Here is a 15,372-nt window from a genome sequence, read left to right on the forward strand (position 1 = left end):
TGCTTGACGGTCGTGAGCACCGCCCAGATCATCCACCTCGCAGAATCCGATCCGCGCATCTCCCCGGACGAGCTGATCGACGGTCTCGTACCGCCGCCGCAGTTCGAGGACGTGTCCTTCGACAGCTACCGACCCGACCCGGCCCAGCCCACGCAGACTGAGGCCCGAGACACGCTGAGGGACTTCGTGTCCTCCTCCGGCGGATCGTCGGGTCTGCTCGGCAGGCTGTTCGGCGGTGGGCGCCGCAGCAGGGCGAAGGGCGTCTACCTGGACGGCGGATACGGCGTCGGGAAGACGCACCTGCTCGCGTCGACCTGGCACGCGAGTGAGAAGCCCGCGACCTTCGGCACGTTCGTCGAGTACACCAACCTCATCGGCGCCCTCGGCTTCGTGCGCGCACGCGACGAGCTGTCGCAGATGAGGCTCGTCTGCATCGATGAGTTCGAGCTCGACGATCCCGGCGACACCGTCATGATGTCCCGCCTCATGCGGGAACTCACGGACGCGGGGGTGCGGATCGTCGCGACGTCCAACACCCTGCCCGGAGCGCTGGGACAGGGGCGCTTCGCCGCGCAGGACTTCCTGCGCGAGATCCAGGCGCTGTCGGACCAGTTCACCGTCGTGTCCATCGACGGCGACGACTACCGCAGCCGCGGTCTGCCCGAACCTCCCGAGCCGCAGACCGCCGAAGAGCTGGAGGCCGCACTCCTCGCAGCGGACGGGACGGTGGCACGCGACGTGTTCGCGGACGCCGTCGCCCACCTGTCCACGATCCACCCCTCGCGCTACGGGCGGATGCTCGACGGTGTCGACACGATCATCTGGGACGACGTCACGACGATCGAGAACGAAGGCGTCGCCCTGCGCTTCGTCGCGCTGGTCGACCGCATGTACGACCGCGACATCACCGTCTGCTCGAGCGGTGTGCGCCTGGACCACGTCTTCACAGACGACATGGTCGCTGGCGGCTACCGCAAGAAGTACCTCCGCTGCCTCTCCCGGCTCACCGCTCTCGCCCACAAAGCACGGGCATGACCCGCGGTCGCGGAACGTCCGCCGGACGGGCCGGGCCGCTCACCGACCCCGCGGGCGTGGCCGCACTGCTGCGCTACGACGCGGACCGAGGCCTCACGGGCGTCGACACCTCGTCGACGCCCGGTTTCGCAGGACGCAAGACCGACGGACTCCTCGCGCAGGACGCCGACGCCGGCCTGATCCGCCGCGCTCAGGAGCGTCTGCACGCGCATTCACTGCGGCCCGACGGTGCCAGGCGCGCACTCATCCTCGTCCTGCAGGGCCGGGACGCGTCCGGCAAGGGCGGGGTCGTGCGGCACCTGTCTGGGTCCGTGGGTCCGCACGGCCTCGAGACGACCGCCTTCGGCGTGCCCACCCAGGAGGAGGCTGCTCACCACTTCCTCTGGCGCGTGCAGCGCCGGGTCCCGCCGTGGGGACGGATCGCGGTTTTCGACCGCTCCCACTATGAGGACATCCTCGCCGTGCGCATGCACGGACTGGCGCCACGGAGCGTGTGGGAGCCCCGCTACGGGATGATCAGGGAGTTCGAGGACGGGCTCACCGCCAACGGGATCGACGTCGTCAAGGTGATGCTCACGGTGTCGCAGGGCGAGCAGGCTGAGAGGCTGAGGGAGAGGATCACCGTGCCGGAGAAGGCATGGAAGCACTCCGCCTCGGATCTGGCGGACCGCCTCCGCTGGCACGAGTACGCAGAGGCGTTCGAGGACGTCCTCCTCCGGACCGACGATGATTCCGCGCCGTGGTACGTCGTGCCCTCGAATCGCAAGTGGTACGCGCGGTGGGCTGTGGGGCGACTCCTCCTGCACCACCTCGACTCGATGGGCCTCGAGTTCCCCGCACCTGCGTTCGACCCGGCAGCCGCCGAGGAGGAACTCGATGCGACGACCGCGCTGATCACCCGCCCCTGAGGCCAGTGCAGGCCCGGCATGGAAGATCAGCGGAGGCCCGTCCACGCGGGCACCCAGTCCCGCGGCACCCACGTCGGCAGCCCGATCCCCAGCAGCACCAGCCAGACGGCGCCCACCACGCACGCGCAGGTGATGAGGGCGAGGCCCGTACCCACCGTCCAGTGGCTCGCCGCGACCCAGTGCGTCCAAGCCCGCAGCTTCGCCCGTGCGAACCGCAGGAGACGTCGCGCGAACTCGAATTCGGATGCGATGACCGCCACCCCGGTGAGGACGATGAGCCAGCCGGGCCCGGGCAGCGGGACGAGGATGAGGCCCAGCACGATGATGAGCGACCCGAGGACCCCGATGGTGATCCGGTAGGCCTGCGCGGTGCGCGGCCGCGCATCCAGCTGCACGCGCCACCGCAGGTAGGCGAGCCGCGTGCGCCTGAACCAGGGTCGTCCCTGCTTGTGACTGCGCGACAGCCACCCCTCCGGTCGCTGGGGTCCCTTCTCGTTCACACCCTGGATTCTAGGATGCACGACGGTGTGACCAGGACCACGTCAGGACGATTGGACTTGGCCGGGGGCGCCGTGTAGATTTATCTCTCGTTGCGGGGAAATCCTGCGGCACAGAGCAAATGCTCGTTGCGGATGTGGCTCAGCTGGTAGAGCATCACCTTGCCAAGGTGAGGGTCGCGGGTTCGAATCCCGTCATCCGCTCGGAGACAGGTCAACCGTCTCACGGTGGAGTGGCCGAGAGGCGAGGCAGCGGCCTGCAAAGCCGTATACGGGGGTTCGAATCCCCTCTCCACCTCGCTCAGGTCCCAGTGGGGCAGGGCGCGATTGGCGCAGCGGTAGCGCGCTTCCTTCACACGGAAGAGGTCACTGGTTCGATCCCAGTATCGCGCACAGCGGAGTGATCCGCGCACACCGGGAAACTGGTGACAACAGCAGAACAGCCTGCACAGCGGGCGCGATTGGCGCAGCGGTAGCGCGCTTCCCTGACACGGAAGAGGTCACTGGTTCGATCCCAGTATCGCGCACAGACGGAGCCGGGGTACGCGGAAGCGGACCCCGGCTCCTCGCATTCATCTGCCCTCCGGGATGCCTCTCCGAACCGCCGGTCCGGTTGACGGTGGCGCCCTGCTCACACGTTAGACTCGCACGTGGCGCGGGACCCGGTACGTCTCCGCCGTCTCTCACGCGTAAAGGAGCACCACGTGGCCCAGACCATCACCCTCGAAGGACAGTCGCACCCGTTCGAGGGGGGGATGACGGCCGCGCAGCTGTACGCGGATCGTCGCGACGTCGTCGCGATCCGCCTCAACGGCGAACCGGCGGACCTCAGCAGGGAGCTCGCACCCGGCGACGACGTCGCCCCCATCACCCTCGCGGACCAGGACGGGCTCGACATCCTCCGCCACTCGGCCGGTCACGTCGTCGCACAAGCGGTCCAGGAGCTGTTCCCCGGGTCGACGCTGGGGATCGGTCCCTTCATCACCGACGGGTTCTACTTCGACTTCGGTGACGTCGAGCCCTTCACTCCGGAGGACCTCAAGGAGATCGAGAAGCGGTCGAAGCGGATCATCAAGGAGGGGCAGACTTTCCACCGCGTCACCGTGTCGGAGGAGGACGCGCTCGCGAGGATGCGCGACGAGCCGTTCAAGACGGAGCTCATCACCACCCGCTTCTCCGCGGCCGACGACGAAGAGGCCTCCGTCGAGGTCGCCGCCGGTGATCTCACCGTGTACGAGAACCGCAATCGCAGGGGAGAAGTGGTGTGGCAGGATCTGTGCCGCGGCCCGCACCTGCCCTCGACGAAGCTCATCGGTCAGGGCTTCGCCGTCACACGGTCGTCCGCCGCCTACTGGCGCGGTGACCAGTCCCGTGATTCACTGCAGCGGATATACGGCACCGCGTGGGCGAACAAGGACGACCTCCGCGCCCACCAGGAGCGTCTGGCGGAGGCGGACCGCCGTGACCACCGCAGGCTGGGTGCGGAGCTCGACCTGTTCTCGTTCCCCGACGAACTGGGCTCAGGGCTTCCCGTCTTCCACCCCAAGGGCGGCGTCGTCAAGCGAGAGATGGAGGACTACGTCCGCGCACGTCATCTCGAGGAGGGCTTCTCCTACGTCGGCACTCCGCACATCTCGAAGGAGGAGCTCTACTACACCTCCGGTCACCTCCCGTACTACGGCGACAACATGTTCCCGCCGATGTCCGTCGACGAGGTGCGCGACGAGGAGGGTGCGCTCGTGAAGCCGGGCCATCCCTATCGCCTCAAGGCGATGAACTGTCCGATGCACAACCTGATCTACCGGTCCCGTGGACGCTCGTACCGCGAGCTGCCGCTGCGCCTGTTCGAGTTCGGCACCGTGTACCGCGACGAGCCGTCGGGCGTGGTCCACGGCCTCACGCGCGTGAGGGCACTCACCCAGGACGACTCCCACTCCTACGTCGCGCAGGAGGACGCGGGGCGCGAGATCCGCCACCTGCTCTCCTTCGTCCTCTCGCTGCTGAGGGACTTCGGTCTGGACGACTTCTACCTGGAGCTCTCGACGCGCGACGAGGACGGCCGGAAGAAGGACAAGTTCATCGGCACAGACGAGCAGTGGGAGACGGCCACGCGCGTGCTCGAGGAAGTGGCGCGCGAATCGGGGCTGGAGCTCGTCCCCGACCCCGGTGGCGCAGCGTTCTACGGACCCAAGATCTCCGTGCAGGCACGTGACGCGATCGGCCGCACGTGGCAGATGTCGACCGTCCAGCTCGACTTCAACATGCCGGAGCGCTTCGACCTCGAGTATCAAGCCGCGGACGGCAGCCGCCAGCGCCCCGTCATGATCCACTCCGCGAAGTTCGGATCGATCGAACGCTTTCTTGGCGTGCTCACCGAGCACTACGCCGGTGCGTTTCCCGTGTGGCTGGCCCCGGTCCAGGTCGTGGGAGTGCCCGTCGCGGATGCGTTCGTGCCGTACCTCGAGGAGATCGCGGCGCGTCTCACGGCACGCGGCGTCCGCGTGGAGATCGACGACTCCACGGACCGCATGCCCAAGAAGATCCGCACCGCGACGAAGCTGAAGGTGCCGTTCATCCTCATCGCCGGCGGAGAGGACCAGGAGGCCGGTGCGGTGTCGTTCCGCTTCCGCGACGGCACGCAGCGCAACGGTGTGCCCGTCGACGACGCGATCGACGAGATCGTGCAGGCGATCGAGACGAAGGCCCAGGTGTGAGCGCGGCGCACGGCAGGGGCGACGCGCACGCCGCACCCGACCACGGCCTCGGCGGCGGTGTGGACGGAACCGGTGCGGAGCCGGCTGCGGAGTTCGCGCGTCAGCCCGACGGCTTCGAGCGGCTCTGGACCCCGCACCGCATGGTGTACGTGGCGGGCGACGAGAAGCCGACCGGTGGGGCCGACGAGGACTGCCCGTTCTGCGTCGCGCCGGAGCGCGACGACGAGGACGGTCTGATCGTGGCCCGGGGCGACACGGTCTACGCGGTCCTCAACCTCTACCCGTACAACCCCGGACACCTGCTGATCTGCCCGTACCGCCACGTCGCCGACTACACGGACCTCACGGCGGAGGAGACTCAGGAGCTCGCCGCGTTCACGCAGGAGGCGATGCGCTCGATCAGGCGGGTGTCTGCACCCGCCGGTTTCAACCTCGGCATGAACCAGGGAGCGGCGGCAGGTGCGGGGATCGCCGCGCACCTGCACCAGCACGTGGTGCCGCGGTTCAGCGGGGACGCGAACTTCCTGCCGATCATCGCGCAGACCAAGGCGCTGCCACAGGTCCACGACGAGGTCCGTCGGCTGGTCGCGGGGGAGTGGGGCGCACATGAGTGAGTCGCGCGCACTGATCGAATCGCTCTACACCCTGTCCCGCCCGCGCGTCGAGGGCGACCGCGTCCGATTCGAGATCACGCGAGCGGACGCGGAGACCGACTCCTACTCGACACGCCTCCACGCCGTGCCCCTCGCGGCGCGGCCCGACGACGTGACCGGTGTGCGGCGGGTGTCGACCGGATGGTCCGACCGCGCGTATACGCGGAAGGGGTCCGTGACTGCCTTCCTCCGGGCGCCGCAGCGACAGTCACCCCAGTTGTGGGTGGCGGTCGACGACGGGCCGCCGCGGGCGGTGACGGACCTGCCGCTGGGAATCACGGAATACGTGCTGTCGGAGGACGGCACGCAGGCCTACGCCATCGCCCGCGACCCGGAGCAGGGCCGCTACGGCACGGATCCGGACGTGACGGCCGACGGGGAGCCGCCCCGGCGCATCACGACGCTCACCTACCAGTCGAACGGGGTGGGGTACGTCCTCGACCGGCCTGCCCGGCTGCTGAGAGTGCCGCTGGAAGACGAAGCGGATCCTGCCCCGGCCGGGGAGGTGCCGCTGCCGAGCGCCGACGAAGTGCTCCGACTCGCCGGCGACGTCCACGACCTGCAGGTCGACCACGGACGTGTATCGGTCATCGGTCCGACCGAGGCGCCCGGCACCCGCCCGGATCTGCGCTCGACCGTGTGGATCGCCACCGACGACGCACCGTACGCGGTGGACGTCGGCGACCTCAGCGTGGCCTCGCACGCGTGGATGGACCCCCACCGGATCGCACTCCTCGCGACGGACGTGGGGCCCAGCCGGACGGACTTCGTCGCGCAGGTCCCAGGCCTGCACATCCACGACGTGAGGAACGGGACGACCCACCGCCTCACGCCCGTCGACCACGGGGAGCTGTCCGGGGAGCTGCTCGCCGTCGACGACCGCGTGCTGTGCCTGCTCACGGACGACGGGGCGGAGCGACTGGCGGAGGTCTCCACCGCGGACGACGTGGGTGAGGACGACCGCATCCGCGCGCTCACACCCGTCGACTGGGCGGTCACCGGATTCGACCGGACCGCCGACGACGCGATCGTCGTGACTGCGGCGACCCCCGACAGCTGCGGGGAGGTCTTCCGGCTGGGCCCCGCGAGTGCAGCGACCGGCGGTGACCCGCACCCGATCGCGCTCACGGCCCTCGACGGCCGTGCGTGGTACCGCGCACGGCCGATCGCCGCGCAGACGTCCGGGGGAGAAGTGCGGGGCTGGTGCGCGATCCCGGCGGGCACCGGCCCGCACCCCGTGGTCCTGTCGATCCACGGGGGACCGTTCGCGCAGTACACCGCCGCGGCCTTCGACGAGGTGCAGGCCCTCCTCGACGCGGGCGTCGCGGTCGTCTGGTCGAACCCCCGCGGCTCGGCGGGCCGCGGTCGCGCCTGGGGCGCCCGGGTGCGCGGAGACTTCGCCGACCCCGCGTCCGAAGACGTGCTCGCCGTGCTCGTGGCGGCGCTGGAAGCCCACCCGCAGCTGGATTCCCGGCGGCTGGGTGTCCAGGGAGGCTCGTACGGCGGCTACCTCACTGCCATGATCATCGCCGATGACCACCGATTCACGGGCGCGATCGTGGAGAGGGGCTTCCTCGACCCCGTGTCGTTCGCCGGCACGAGCGACATCGGCGGGTTCTTCGGCCACGAATACGTGGGATCCGACCCTGCCGACCTTGCCCGCCAGTCGCCTCTGGCCCGTGTGGGCGATGTCCGCACACCCACCCTCGTCATCCACTCGGAGAAGGATCTGCGCTGTCCTCTCGAACAGGCACAGCAGTACTACGCGGGGCTGCTGCGCCACGGAGTGGAGGCGGAGCTCCTCGTCTTCCCCGGCGAGGACCACGAACTGTCCCGCAGCGGACGACCCCGCCATCGGATCGCGCGCTTCGAGGCGATCGCCGACTGGTGGTCGCGCCTCTTCGGCACCGGCCCCGCGCCCGGGGCCCCGCAGGACGGCTGATGCTCAACTCGATCGCGCGGGCCGCGTTCACCCGGCTGTTCACACCGCCGGCACAGCTGCTCCTGCGCATCGGCCTCACAGCCGACGCCGTGACCGTGATCGGGACGGTCGGCGTCTGTGCCGGTGCCCTCATCGCCTATCCGCTGGGGCATCTCTTCTGGGGCACCGTCGTCATCACGGTGTTCGTGCTGGCGGACATGCTCGACGGGATCATGGCGCGCATCGCCGGCACGCCGTCCGCATGGGGCGCCTTCCTCGACTCCACTCTCGACCGCGTCGCGGACTCCGCGGTCTTCGTCGGGTTGGCCCTGTGGTTCTTCCTCGGCGCCGACGACCCGCTCACCGCACTGCTGTCGCTCGTCTGCCTGGTCGCCGGCTCACTCGTGTCCTACGTGCGAGCGCGCGGTGAAGCCTTGGGAGTGGAGGCGGCGGGCGGGATCGCGGAGCGTGCCGACAGGCTGCTCGTCACTCTTGTCGTGACCGGCCTGGTAGGGCTGGGGCTCCCCGTCGTCACCCTCACGGCGGCGCTGGGAGTGCTCAGCCTCCTGTGCATCGTGACGGTGATCCAGCGGATGGCGGCGGTGCGGTCCCAGCTGGGAGACGCACCGACTGTAGAATGACATGTCACTCGACACGCATCTGAGACGCATCTGAATCGGAGGAACACACGTGGCAGGTCACTCCAAGTGGGCGACGACCAAGCACAAGAAGGCCGCGATCGACGCGAAGCGCGGGAAGCTGTTCGCGAAACTCATCAAGAACATCGAGGTGGCAGCGCGCAACGGCGGGCCGGACCTCGAGGGCAACCCGACACTGTTCGATGCCGTGCAGCGTGCGAAGAAGTCGTCCGTCCCCAACGACAACATCGACCGCGCGGTGAAGCGCGGCGGTGGACTCGACGGAGGCGGCGTCGACTACGAGACGATCATGTACGAGGGCTACGGCGCCGGTGGTGTCGCGCTCCTCATCGAATGCCTGACGGACAACCGCAACCGTGCGGCCTCCGACGTCCGCGTGGCAGTGACGCGCAACAACGGATCGATGGGGGACCCGGGCTCCGTCGCCTACAACTTCGAGCGCAAGGGTGTCGTCGCCGTGTCGAAGGACGCGGCGGACGAGGACACGATCCTCGAAGCCACCCTGGAGGCCGGGGCGGAGGAGATCAAGGACGCCGGCGAGCAGTGGGAGGTCGTGTCCGAGGCGACCGATCTCGTCGCTGTGCGGACGGCGCTCCAGGAGGCGGGTGTCGACTATGAATCGGCGGAGGCCGCGTTCGTGCCGAACGTCGAGGTGCCCGTCGACGTCGACGCTGCACGCAAGGTGTTCGGACTCATCGACGCACTGGAGGATCTGGACGACGTCCAGAACATCTACACGAACGTCGACCTGTCCGACGAGGTCCTCGCCGCACTCGACGAGGACTGATCCGTGCGCGTCCTGGGGGTCGACCCCGGGCTCACCCGTCTGGGACTGGGCGTGGTGGAGTCCGGCCGTCCGACGCGACCGGAGCTCGTCGCGGTGGGGGTGGTCCGCACTCCGGCGGACGAATCCGTCGACGTCCGTCTGGGTCGCATCGCGGAGTCCTTCGACCAGTGGATCGATGAGCATCGCCCGGACGTCGTGGCGGTCGAACGCGTCTTCGCCCGATCCGACGTCTCGACGATCATCGGCACAGCTCAGGCGTCCGGCCTCACGATGGGGCTCGCGGCCCGCCGCGGGATCCCCGTCGCGATGCACACCCCCTCGGAGGTGAAGGCGGCGGTGACGGGCAGCGGGCGGGCAGACAAGCAGCAGGTGACCCGCATGGTCACGCGGATCCTGCGCCTGGACGCTCCCCCGAAGCCGGCGGACGCCGCGGATGCGCTGGCACTCGCGATCACCCACCTGTGGCGCGGCGCGACCGCAGGCGCGTCGACACCGGGCAAGCGCAAGGACGTCCTCACGCGACGGGCAGCCGGCCGCCAGGGTTCGGGTCTCACCGCCGCGCAGGAGCAGTGGGCACGTGCACTCCGCGCGGCGGAGTCGTGAACGCGTCGCGCGCATGATTAGACTGGCAATCGCACACGTGTTCGATAGCAGTCCCGGAGGAGAACGTCGTTGATCGCGTACCTGTCAGGCACCGCCCGCTCCGTGCGAGCGGATTCGGTCATCATCGTCGCCGGTGGAGTCGGCAGGCTCGTCACCGTCACACCGGCGCACGCGTCGAAGGTGCGGGACGGGATGGAGGTCGAGCTGCACACCGATCTGGTCGTGCGGGAAGACTCGCTCACCCTGTACGGGTTCGAGTCCGCTGACGAGCGCTCCGTGTTCCAGATCCTCCTCACCGTGTCCGGTGTGGGGCCCAAGCTCGCGATGGCTGTCCTCGCCGTGCTCGGTGCTGACGGTCTGCGCGCCGCGGTCGCGGGGGAGGACAAGAAGACCCTCACATCGGTCCCGGGGATCGGGGCGAAGGGGGCCGCGCGCATGCTCCTGGAGCTCACGGGCAAGCTTCCCGCCGGGGGTGTAGGGCTCCCCGGCACGGCCTCGACGGCCGCTGTGGCGCCGGGCGACCAGGTCGTCGACGCGCTCGTCGGCCTCGGATGGAAGCAGGCGCAGGCGGAGAACGCGGTCGCGGACGCCCGTGCGGCGACGCCTGATGCGCCCGTCCCCGCGCTGCTGAAGGACGCTCTGCGCACGTTGGGCGGTCGCCTGTGACGGACCGCTCGTATGAGATCGGCTTCGACGACGACGGGCCGACGGGTGCGGAGCAGGAGCGCCTCACCCGCGCCGGCGCCGGGGAGCAGGAGCGCGCCGCGGAGTCGGCGCTGCGCCCCCGCGGCCTTCAGGAGTTCGTGGGGCAGCCGCAGGTCCGCGATCAGCTGTCGCTGGTGCTCGAAGCCGCCCGTGCCCGAGGCCGTGCACCGGACCACGTGCTGCTGTCCGGTCCGCCGGGGCTGGGGAAGACGACGCTCGCGATGATCATCGCCCACGAGATCGAGCAGTCGATCCGGGTGACGTCGGGGCCCGCGATCCAGCACGCGGGGGACCTCGCCGCGATCCTGTCGTCCCTGGAGGAGGGCGAGGTGCTCTTCGTCGACGAGATCCACCGCATGTCCCGTGCGGCGGAGGAGATGCTCTATGTCGCGATGGAGGACTACCGCGTCGACGTGATCGTCGGGAAGGGCCCGGGAGCAACCGCGATCCCGCTCGAACTGCCCTTCTTCACGCTGGTCGGCGCGACGACGCGCTCGGGCCTCCTGCCCGCGCCTCTGCGGGACCGGTTCGGGTTCACAGGGCACCTCGACTTCTACTCGACCGATGACCTGCTGCGCGTCCTCGTCCGCTCGGCCGGGAAGCTCGACATCGACGCCGCCTCACCGGGGCTCCAGGAGATCGCCTCCCGGTCGCGGGGGACGCCCCGGATCGCGAACAGGCTCCTGCGGCGGGTGCGCGACTGGGCGCAGGTGCGGGGCGACGGCACGATCACGATGGAGGCCGCGCGCTCTGCGCTGCTCGTGTACGAGGTCGACGAGATGGGGCTCGACCGACTCGACCGGTCCGTGCTCCACGCTCTCTGCACGCGCTTCCGGGGCGGTCCCGTGGGTCTCAGCACCCTCGCCGTGTCCGTGGCGGAGGAAGCGGAGACCGTCGAAGAGGTCGCTGAGCCGTTCCTCGTGCGTGAAGGGCTGCTCACGCGGACGCCGCGGGGCCGGGTGGCGACGGAGGCGGGGTGGCGGCACCTCGGCCTCACACCCCCGGACGGCGCATTCTGAGGGTGCGCCCCCGTACAGGCCCCTCCGCTCGATGTGAGAGACTCGAGCGGCCGCACTAGACTGGCACCCGGTCTTCTCGACTCCTCTTACGAAAGGCGGCTTCCGCCCCATGGAAATGATCCTCATCCTCGGATTCGGTGCTCTCCTCATCTTCTTCATGATGAACTCGCGCAAGAAGCAGCGCCAGCAGCAGGAGAAGCTGTCCTCCGGCCTCGTGATCGGAGCGCGGGTGATGACGACGTTCGGCGTGTTCGGCACCGTCGTCGACGTGGTCGAGGAGGAGAACAAGGTGACGATCGAATCCGGTCCCGGAACGATCCTCACCGTTCACCGCCAGGCGATCGGCACGATCGAGGAGCCGCTCGGAGCGATGGACGCGGACCTCGACGAGGCCGACCACGCGGACGCCGACCGGCTGGACGACGACCTGCGCAACACGGAGATCCCGGACGACCTCTCGTCGCTCACGCCTGATGATTCGGCTGAGGACCGCGACGCCGATGCGGAGGCGGACGCCGGTGCGGACGACGCATCAGCGGACACGGACGCGGCTGCGGAGGACGAGGCGACGACCGACGCCGGGGAGGCCCCGGATGCGGGCCTCGGCGACGGCGGTACCGACGTCCTCGACCCGGACAGCTCCGACTCGGAGGTCACCGATTCGGACGGGACGGACTCCGACAGCACCGACCCGGACAGCTCCGGCGACCGACGCTGACCCACAGACCACCTCACCCTTCCTCCCGAAAGCGATAACGTGGCCGCACCCTCCAACGAACCGCGCCCGGTCCTGTCCTTCATCTGGCTGGCCGTCGTCTCCGTGGCACTCGTCGTGCTCGTGGGCGCCGGCGCGATCTGGTCGACGGCGACCTGGGCGCCCAAGCTGGCACTCGATCTGGAGGGCGGCACCTCGATCATCCTCGAGCCCCAGGTCGACGACGGCACGAAGATCTCCAGCGAGCAGCTCAACCAGGCCGTCTCGATCATCCGTCAGCGCGTCGATTCGACAGGTGTGTCCGAAGCGGAGATCACGACGCAGGGCGACCGCAACATCGTCGTGAACCTGCCCGGCAACCCGGACGAGGAGACGCGCGAGCTGGTGCGGTCATCCGCGCAGCTCGCGTTCCGCCGCGTCGCCTTCGTGGGGGCGCCGGAAGCCGTGAGCGCGGACGACGAGCCTGCACCGGAGGAGACCGAGGACCCGATGGCGGATCTCAGTGATGAGGACCGCAAGCGGCTCGAGGACCTGCTGGAAGACGAGGACGCCGAGGACGCCCCTGCCGGGGGCGGATCGGTGACCGCCGACGACCAGTCCGCGGCGGTCGCCGCAGGAGAGACGGGCGCGCCGTCCGGCGAAGGGGAGGACGCCTCGGGCGAGGGCTCCGCGGCCGGCGAGGCGACCGACGAGGCGCCCGCCGACGCGACGGAGGACGCCCCCGCGACGGCACCCCGCTTCGACCCGATGACCGACATGTCATGGGCCGACGACGACGTGATGAACGCGTTCGCTGAACTCGACTGCACCGACCCCGCCAACCGCACGGGTGGCGAGTCCGGCGGCGACGACGACATGTTCGTGTCCTGCGCGCAGGACGGCAGCGCGAAGTACATCCTCGGGCCCGTCGAACTGGACGGGTCCCACGTGTCGGATGCTGACTTCGGCTTCGAGACGACGTCGACGGGCACGCAGACGAACCGCGTCGCCGTGACGATCGAGTTCGACAACGTGGGGCGCGAGGTGTTCGGTGAGATCACGACTGCCATCACCGGGCAGCAGCAGCCTTACGATCAGTTCGCGATCGTGCTCGACGGACTCGTGCTGTCAGCGCCGCAGTCCCGCACCCCCGTGACCGACGGGCGTGCCCAGATCACCGGCGACTTCACCCTGGAATCGGGGGAGACGCTCGCCAACCAGCTCCGCAACGGCGCGCTGCCCATCAGCTTCCAGGTGCAGAGTGAGCAGCAGATCTCGCCCACGCTCGGCTCCGACTACCTCGCCTACGGCATGCTCGCGGGGCTGATCGGTCTGGGCCTCGTCGTCGTGTACTCGCTCGTGCAGTATCGGGTGCTCGGCACCGTGACCGTCTCGAGCCTCGCGGTCGCGGGTGTGCTCACCTATCTCCTGCTGCTCCTCGTCACGTGGCGGTACGGGTACCGACTGTCGCTTGCGGGTGTGGCGGGTCTCATCGTCGGCATCGGTGCGGCAGCGGACTCGTTCATCGTGTACTTCGAGAGGATCAGGGACGAGCTGCGCGGTGGGCGGAAGCTCACGTCCGCGGTGGAGATCGGCTGGGACCGCGCGAAGCGCACGATCTTCGCGTCCAAGGCAGTCAACCTGCTGGGCGCCGTGATCCTCTACATCCTCGCCGTGGGCAGCGTGCGCGGGTTCGCGTTCACACTGGGCCTCACGGTCATCGTCGACCTGCTCGTCACCGTCCTGTTCACGCACCCGATGATGCAGCTGCTGGCCCGCACGCGCTTCTTCGGCGACGGCCACCCGATGTCCGGGATGGACCCGCGCCAGCTGGGGGTCACCCAGGCGTCCTACCGCGGCGCTCTCAATATCGACCTGGAGCGCGCGGAGCAGGCCGGGACGAAGAAGGGCTCATTCAAGGAGGCCAAGCGCAGGCAGAAGGATGTCGACCGGCGCGAAGCGCGCGCACGCACCGGGACGACACTCGCTGAGCGCAAGGCGAGGGCACAGGAGGAGACCGGTCCCGAACCGGCGACCAGCACCGACGGAAAGGCGGGGGACGCCCGATGAAGAAGTTCCTGTCATGGGGCAACGACCTCCACAGCGGTCGGACGTCCATCCCGTTCGTCGGCAGGGCGAAGCTCTGGCTGACGATCGCCGCGCTGCTGGGCCTGCTTTCGCTCGCGGTGCCCCTCATCTTCGGCTTCAACCTGGGCATCGCGTTCCGGGGCGGCTCCGAGTTCCAGGTCGACAAGGTCGCATCGACCGAGGCGCAGGTCGCGACCGAGGCCGTGAGCGACGTCGTCGGGGATGTCGGCACGACCGTCGTCCCGACGTCCGACACGTCCGTGAAGGTGACCACCGAGCAGCTCACCGACCCCCAGATGCAGGAGGTGCGGGACGCACTCGTCACGACGTACGACGTCTCCCAGGAGGACGTCACATCGAACTTCGTGGGCCCTGCCTGGGGCCAGGACGTGACGAGCAAGATGCTGCGCGCGCTCGTGATCTTCGTGGGGCTCGCGATGATCTTCATGGCCATCTACTTCCGCACGTGGAAGATGTCCGTGGCCGCGATCATCGGACTCGTGGCCGTCATGGTGGTGACCATCGGCATCTACTCCGCGACCGGGTTCGAGATCACCCCCGAGGCGATCATCGGGTTCCTCACCGTGCTGAGCTTCTCGCTGTACGACACCGTCGTGGTGTTCGACAAGATCCGAGAGAACACGCACGACTTCGAGGACAACGTGCACATGAAGTTCTCCGAACTGGTGAACCTGGGGGTCAACCAGACGACCGTGCGCTCGATCAACACCTCTGCGATCGCTGTGCTGCCGATCGCGTCGATCCTCTTCATCGGCGTGTTCATCCTGGGTGCCGGAACACTCACGGACATCTCGCTGTCACTGTTCATCGGCACGATCATCGCGGCCCTGTCGACCCTCTTCGTCGCGTCTCCGCTGTACGGCGTCCTGAGGCATCGGGAGCCCGCGGTGCGCGCACAGGAGGCCGCGGTCGACGAGCGCCGCCGGGCCAGGGGCCTGCCGGACCGCGCACCGGTGCTGGGCGACGAGGCGCCGGTGAGCGCGGGACGCTGAGCGCGGCGGTCGGCCTTCCCGCCGTTCTGGCCGTACCATGGTCGCACGGAGATCGGCGGATCACACCGCTTCGGTG

Annotated in this window: 14 protein-coding genes and 4 tRNA genes; 17 read left to right on the top strand and 1 reads right to left on the bottom strand. The window is 69.2% G+C overall.

Going from position 1 to position 15,372, the window contains the following annotated elements; all coding sequences use genetic code 11:
• Nucleotides 1-12: 12 nt before the first annotated feature.
• Nucleotides 13-1,035 (top strand): cell division protein ZapE, encoded by a 1,023-nt coding sequence (gene zapE / locus JFC09_RS06490; RefSeq protein WP_198393173.1) that lies wholly within the window; start codon nucleotides 13-15, stop codon nucleotides 1,033-1,035.
• Complete coding sequence (locus tag JFC09_RS06495; RefSeq protein WP_198393174.1) at nucleotides 1,032-1,943, top strand: PPK2 family polyphosphate kinase; 912 nt, start codon at nucleotides 1,032-1,034, stop codon at nucleotides 1,941-1,943. Before zapE ends, JFC09_RS06495 begins: the two co-directional genes overlap by 4 nt.
• 26 nt (nucleotides 1,944-1,969) lie before the next feature.
• Here JFC09_RS06495 and JFC09_RS06500 read toward each other — a convergent pair whose 3' ends face one another.
• Nucleotides 1,970-2,443: a TIGR02611 family protein gene (locus tag JFC09_RS06500; RefSeq protein ID WP_332839680.1), complete on the bottom strand. Its 474-nt coding sequence runs from the start codon at nucleotides 2,441-2,443 to the stop codon at nucleotides 1,970-1,972.
• Nucleotides 2,444-2,571: 128 nt separating this feature from the next.
• Between JFC09_RS06500 and JFC09_RS06505 the strand changes: the two genes are divergently transcribed.
• The 15 genes from JFC09_RS06505 to secF all read left to right on the top strand — a co-directional run bounded on the left by JFC09_RS06505 (nucleotide 2,572) and on the right by secF (nucleotide 15,296).
• Nucleotides 2,572-2,644 (top strand) — tRNA-Gly (locus tag JFC09_RS06505).
• Between the two features lie 23 nt (nucleotides 2,645-2,667).
• A tRNA-Cys gene (locus JFC09_RS06510) sits at nucleotides 2,668-2,738 on the top strand.
• Nucleotides 2,739-2,761: 23 nt separating this feature from the next.
• Nucleotides 2,762-2,833, top strand: a tRNA-Val gene (locus tag JFC09_RS06515).
• Between the two features lie 62 nt (nucleotides 2,834-2,895).
• A tRNA-Val gene (locus JFC09_RS06520) sits at nucleotides 2,896-2,967 on the top strand.
• Between the two features lie 228 nt (nucleotides 2,968-3,195).
• On the top strand, nucleotides 3,196-5,154 hold the full coding sequence (thrS, locus tag JFC09_RS06525) for a threonine--tRNA ligase (RefSeq protein ID WP_232483302.1): 1,959 nt from the start codon (nucleotides 3,196-3,198) through the stop codon (nucleotides 5,152-5,154).
• Between the two features lie 59 nt (nucleotides 5,155-5,213).
• On the top strand, nucleotides 5,214-5,768 hold the full coding sequence (locus JFC09_RS06530; RefSeq protein ID WP_332839706.1) for an HIT family protein: 555 nt from the start codon (nucleotides 5,214-5,216) through the stop codon (nucleotides 5,766-5,768).
• Nucleotides 5,761-7,749 (top strand): S9 family peptidase, encoded by a 1,989-nt coding sequence (locus JFC09_RS06535; RefSeq protein WP_198393176.1) that lies wholly within the window; start codon nucleotides 5,761-5,763, stop codon nucleotides 7,747-7,749. The genes JFC09_RS06530 and JFC09_RS06535 overlap by 8 nt, the downstream gene beginning before the upstream one ends.
• The gene (gene pgsA / locus JFC09_RS06540) at nucleotides 7,749-8,369 is read left to right on the top strand and encodes a phosphatidylinositol phosphate synthase (RefSeq protein ID WP_198393177.1); all 621 of its coding nucleotides are present in this window, start codon (nucleotides 7,749-7,751) and stop codon (nucleotides 8,367-8,369) included. Before JFC09_RS06535 ends, pgsA begins: the two co-directional genes overlap by 1 nt.
• Before the next feature lie 49 nt (nucleotides 8,370-8,418).
• A complete protein-coding gene (locus JFC09_RS06545; RefSeq protein ID WP_198393178.1) occupies nucleotides 8,419-9,174 on the top strand; it encodes a YebC/PmpR family DNA-binding transcriptional regulator in 756 nt (251 codons plus the stop codon).
• A 3-nt stretch (nucleotides 9,175-9,177) separates the two neighbouring features.
• The gene (ruvC, locus tag JFC09_RS06550) at nucleotides 9,178-9,777 is read left to right on the top strand and encodes a crossover junction endodeoxyribonuclease RuvC (RefSeq protein ID WP_198393179.1); all 600 of its coding nucleotides are present in this window, start codon (nucleotides 9,178-9,180) and stop codon (nucleotides 9,775-9,777) included.
• A 69-nt stretch (nucleotides 9,778-9,846) separates the two neighbouring features.
• On the top strand, nucleotides 9,847-10,443 hold the full coding sequence (gene ruvA / locus JFC09_RS06555) for a Holliday junction branch migration protein RuvA (RefSeq protein WP_198393180.1): 597 nt from the start codon (nucleotides 9,847-9,849) through the stop codon (nucleotides 10,441-10,443).
• On the top strand, nucleotides 10,440-11,501 hold the full coding sequence (gene ruvB, locus JFC09_RS06560; protein ID WP_198393181.1) for a Holliday junction branch migration DNA helicase RuvB: 1,062 nt from the start codon (nucleotides 10,440-10,442) through the stop codon (nucleotides 11,499-11,501). The genes ruvA and ruvB overlap by 4 nt, the downstream gene beginning before the upstream one ends.
• A 109-nt stretch (nucleotides 11,502-11,610) precedes the next feature.
• A complete protein-coding gene (gene yajC / locus JFC09_RS06565; RefSeq protein ID WP_198393182.1) occupies nucleotides 11,611-12,219 on the top strand; it encodes a preprotein translocase subunit YajC in 609 nt (202 codons plus the stop codon).
• A gap of 39 nt (nucleotides 12,220-12,258) precedes the next feature.
• Nucleotides 12,259-14,265, top strand: a complete 2,007-nt coding sequence (secD, locus tag JFC09_RS06570) for a protein translocase subunit SecD (protein ID WP_198393183.1) — start codon at nucleotides 12,259-12,261, stop codon at nucleotides 14,263-14,265.
• Nucleotides 14,262-15,296, top strand: a complete 1,035-nt coding sequence (secF, locus tag JFC09_RS06575) for a protein translocase subunit SecF (RefSeq protein WP_198393184.1) — start codon at nucleotides 14,262-14,264, stop codon at nucleotides 15,294-15,296. Before secD ends, secF begins: the two co-directional genes overlap by 4 nt.
• Nucleotides 15,297-15,372 lie beyond the last annotated feature (76 nt).

Origin of the sequence: Brevibacterium yomogidense (assembly GCF_016107685.1) — a bacterium.
GTDB lineage: Bacteria > Actinomycetota > Actinomycetes > Actinomycetales > Brevibacteriaceae > Brevibacterium > Brevibacterium yomogidense.